General features: G+C 70.9%; 4 protein-coding genes and 1 pseudogene. 3 read left to right on the forward strand and 2 right to left on the reverse strand.

Going from position 1 to position 2,940, the window contains the following annotated elements; all coding sequences use genetic code 11:
- The first annotated feature begins 122 nt into the window (after positions 1-122).
- Both HUU95_RS12700 and HUU95_RS12705 read left to right on the forward strand, forming a co-directional pair.
- On the forward strand, positions 123-989 hold the full coding sequence (locus HUU95_RS12700; protein WP_174280438.1) for a tyrosine-type recombinase/integrase: 867 nt from the start codon (positions 123-125) through the stop codon (positions 987-989).
- Positions 990-1,097: 108 nt separating this feature from the next.
- Positions 1,098-2,054, forward strand: coding sequence for an acetyl-CoA carboxylase carboxyltransferase subunit alpha (locus HUU95_RS12705; RefSeq protein ID WP_174280435.1), 957 nt, complete (start codon positions 1,098-1,100; stop codon positions 2,052-2,054).
- Positions 2,055-2,112: 58 nt separating this feature from the next.
- Here the strand turns inward: HUU95_RS12705 and HUU95_RS12710 are convergent, their stop codons facing one another.
- Complete coding sequence (locus HUU95_RS12710) at positions 2,113-2,280, reverse strand: Flp family type IVb pilin (RefSeq protein ID WP_174280436.1); 168 nt, start codon at positions 2,278-2,280, stop codon at positions 2,113-2,115.
- Positions 2,281-2,416: 136 nt separating this feature from the next.
- Positions 2,417-2,647: a Flp family type IVb pilin gene (locus HUU95_RS12715; RefSeq protein ID WP_174280437.1), complete on the reverse strand. Its 231-nt coding sequence runs from the start codon at positions 2,645-2,647 to the stop codon at positions 2,417-2,419.
- Between the two features lie 31 nt (positions 2,648-2,678).
- On the opposite strand from HUU95_RS12715, the pseudogene HUU95_RS12720 reads away from it, so the two are divergent.
- A pseudogene (locus HUU95_RS12720) lies at positions 2,679-2,940 on the forward strand (hypothetical protein); the annotation flags it as partial.

The following is a 2,940-nucleotide window of genomic DNA, read 5'->3' on the forward strand; positions in this document are numbered from 1 at the left end:
GGCGCGCTGCGGGCGACCGGGCTCGACGGCCCGGCGCGGATGATCGCGGCGGAGGCGATCGCGCGGGCGTGAGCGAGGGGGCGCCCTCCGCCGACGTCGCGTTGATCGAGCAGTTCCTGGAGATGCTGGCGGCGGAGGCGGGGGCGGCGCGCAACACGCTGGCGGCGTATCGCAGCGACCTGTCGCTCGCGTCCGCCACGCTTCGCGGCGGCCTTGTCGAGGCGGACGTGGTGGGGATCGGTCGGCTGGCGGAAGGGTGGCGCGACCTCGCGAAGTCGACCGTCGCGCGCAAGGCGGCGGCGCTGCGGCGCTTCTATGCCTTTCTGCACGAGGAGGGGCATCGGCCGGACGATCCGGGTGCGGCGCTGCCCCGCCCCGGCACGCGACGCGCGCTGCCGCGTACGCTCGACCATGACGACATCGCCCGCCTGTTCGCCGGTCTCGCCGCGCGGCTGGCGCCCGATCCGCCCGATCCGGGCGACCTGCGCCTCGCCGCGCTGATCGAGCTGTTGTACGGATCGGGCCTGCGCGCGACCGAGCTCGTGTCGCTGCCGCGCCATGCGGTCGCACCTGATCGACCCTATCTGATCGTGCGCGGCAAGGGCGGGCGCGAGCGGCTGGTGCCGCTGTCCGACCGGTCGCGCGCCGCGGTGGCGGCGTGGCGCGGGCACGTCGCGCCGACGAGCGCGTTCCTGTTCCCGTCGGGCAAGGGCCACCTGTCGCGCGTGCGGCTGTTCCAGCTCGTCCGGGCGCTGGCCGCGGACGTCGGCATCGCGCCCGACCGGATCAGCCCGCATGTCCTGCGCCACGCGTTCGCGACGCACCTGCTGGAGGGCGGAGCGGACCTGCGTGCGCTCCAGTCGATGCTGGGTCACGCCGATATCGCCACGACCGAGATCTACACGCACATCGACACCGCGCGGCTGGTGGAGCTGGTCACGACTCGACATCCGCTCGCGGATCCCGACCGCGACACCGGCCCTCGTTGACCGCGGGCACGGCCAAGCCTAGTCCGCGGCCGAGCGCGTCAGCCTGGGGTGATGCCGAACACTCATGCGGGCGGCGACCGGCCCGGCCCGGACGGAACCAGACACGCCATGCCGACCTTCCTTGATTTCGAGCGGCCGATCGCCGAGTTGCAGGGGCGTATCGACGAACTGCGCGACAGCTCCGGCGGGGTGGGGGCGGGCGGCGTCGACATCGAGCCGGAAGTGCGCAGGCTTCAGGCCAAGTCCGACAAGCTGCTGCGCGATACCTTCGCCAGGCTCACCCCGTGGCAGAAGACCCAGGTAGCGCGTCATCCCGAGCGGCCGCACTTCAAGGACTATGTCGCCGGGCTGTTCGACGAGTTCGTGCCGCTGGCCGGCGATCGCGGCTTTGCCGACGATCAGGCGATCCAGGGCGGCTTCGCGCGGTTCCGGGGCCGGCGCGTGATGGTGCTGGGAAACGAGAAGGGCGCCGACACCGCCAGCCGGCTGCGGCACAATTTCGGGATGGGCAAGCCCGAGGGCTATCGCAAGGCGGTGCGGCTGATGCAGCTTGCCGACCGGTTCGGGCTGCCGGTGCTGACGCTGGTCGACACGTCGGGCGCCTTTCCCGGCATCCAGGCGGAGGAGCGCGGCCAGGCGGAGGCGATCGCACGATCGACGCAGGCGGCGCTGGCGCTGGGCGTGCCGATGGTGGCGGCGGTGGTGGGGGAAGGCGGATCGGGCGGGGCGGTCGCGCTCGCGGCGGGCAACCGGGTGCTGATGTTCGAGCATGCGGTCTATTCCGTCATCAGCCCCGAGGGCTGCGCCTCGATCCTGTGGCGCACCGCCGACAAGGCGCCCGAGGCCGCCGAGGCGATGAAGGTGACGGCACAGGAGCTGAAGACGCTGGGCGTGATCGACACCATCGTCGCCGAGCCGCTCGGCGGCGCGCATCGCGATCCCGCCGGCGCCATCGCGAACCTGGGCGACGCGCTCGCCGCCGCGATGGTCGATCTGGGCGGGCAGCCGGCCGAGCGGTTGAGGCTGGGTCGGCGCGAGAAGTTCCTGGCGATGGGTCGCAGCTGACGTGAAAAGGGCGGCGGACACGAGATCCGCCGCCCCCTTCGGACTGGTAGTGGCTGGATCAGCCCGCCTTCATGTTGGTCTGGACGTTCGTGAACGTCTTGCTGAGCTGGTTGCCCAGGCCCTGCATCGCGGCGATGGCGGCGACGGCGATCAGCGCGGCGATCAGGCCGTATTCGATGGCGGTCGCGCCCTTGCTGTTCCTGATGAACTTGCGGATCGTCTGCATTCTTGTCTCCAATGGTCGAAACTTCAACACCCGGCTGAGCCGGGTCGCCCGGAGCAGCGTCCAGTCCATTAGCGGAGGGCCGGTTGATAAAGGTTTAAGCCGGAATGGAACTATTCGCCGGTGGCCGCGACACGGGTCAGTGCGCGTTGGTCACGCTGGAATTGATGTTGTTCCACATCGAGGTCGTGGTGTTGCCGACGCCCGCCAGCGCCGCGAACATCGCGAGCACGACCAGCGCGACGACGAACCCGTATTCGACCGCAGTGGCGCCGCGACGATCGCGAAGCAGGCTGGGAAGCCCGCGGGCGGGGACTTCGTCACGAGCCGGGCCACGAGCCGGCTCTTCGCTGATCGAACGCACGTCCATCCCGGCGGCGTAGTGTGAAGGAGGTTAAGGTATGGCGAACGGGCCGCCTTTCCGCTCCGGTCCGTCAGTCGCGGCGGCGCCAATAGGCCAGCGCGCCGGCCGCGGCCAGCAACGCGATCCCCTGCCGCGCCTTGCCGCGCCGACGCTCGACCGGATTTCCGCGCACCTCAACCAGATCGCGCCGCAACTCGCTGCGGTGCCCGAGATGGACCCGGTCGCGCAGGACGTCAGCCGCCTTCTCAACACCCACCTGCCCGAACTTGTCGAGCGCTACACCAAGGTGCCGGCGTCGT

This window comes from Sphingomonas bacterium, assembly GCF_903643065.1.
Taxonomy (GTDB): Bacteria; Pseudomonadota; Alphaproteobacteria; order Sphingomonadales; family Sphingomonadaceae; genus Sphingomonas.

Excerpts from the sequence above, each read along its gene's own strand:
- HUU95_RS12700 (WP_174280438.1), top strand. The coding sequence starts at position 123 with ATGCTGGCGGCGGAGGCGGGGGCGGCGCGCAACACGCTGGCGGCGTAT.
- HUU95_RS12705 (WP_174280435.1), top strand. The coding sequence starts at position 1,098 with ATGCCGACCTTCCTTGATTTCGAGCGGCCGATCGCCGAGTTGCAGGGG.
- HUU95_RS12710 (WP_174280436.1), bottom strand. The coding sequence starts at position 2,280 with ATGCAGACGATCCGCAAGTTCATCAGGAACAGCAAGGGCGCGACCGCC.
- HUU95_RS12715 (WP_174280437.1), bottom strand. The coding sequence starts at position 2,647 with ATGGACGTGCGTTCGATCAGCGAAGAGCCGGCTCGTGGCCCGGCTCGT.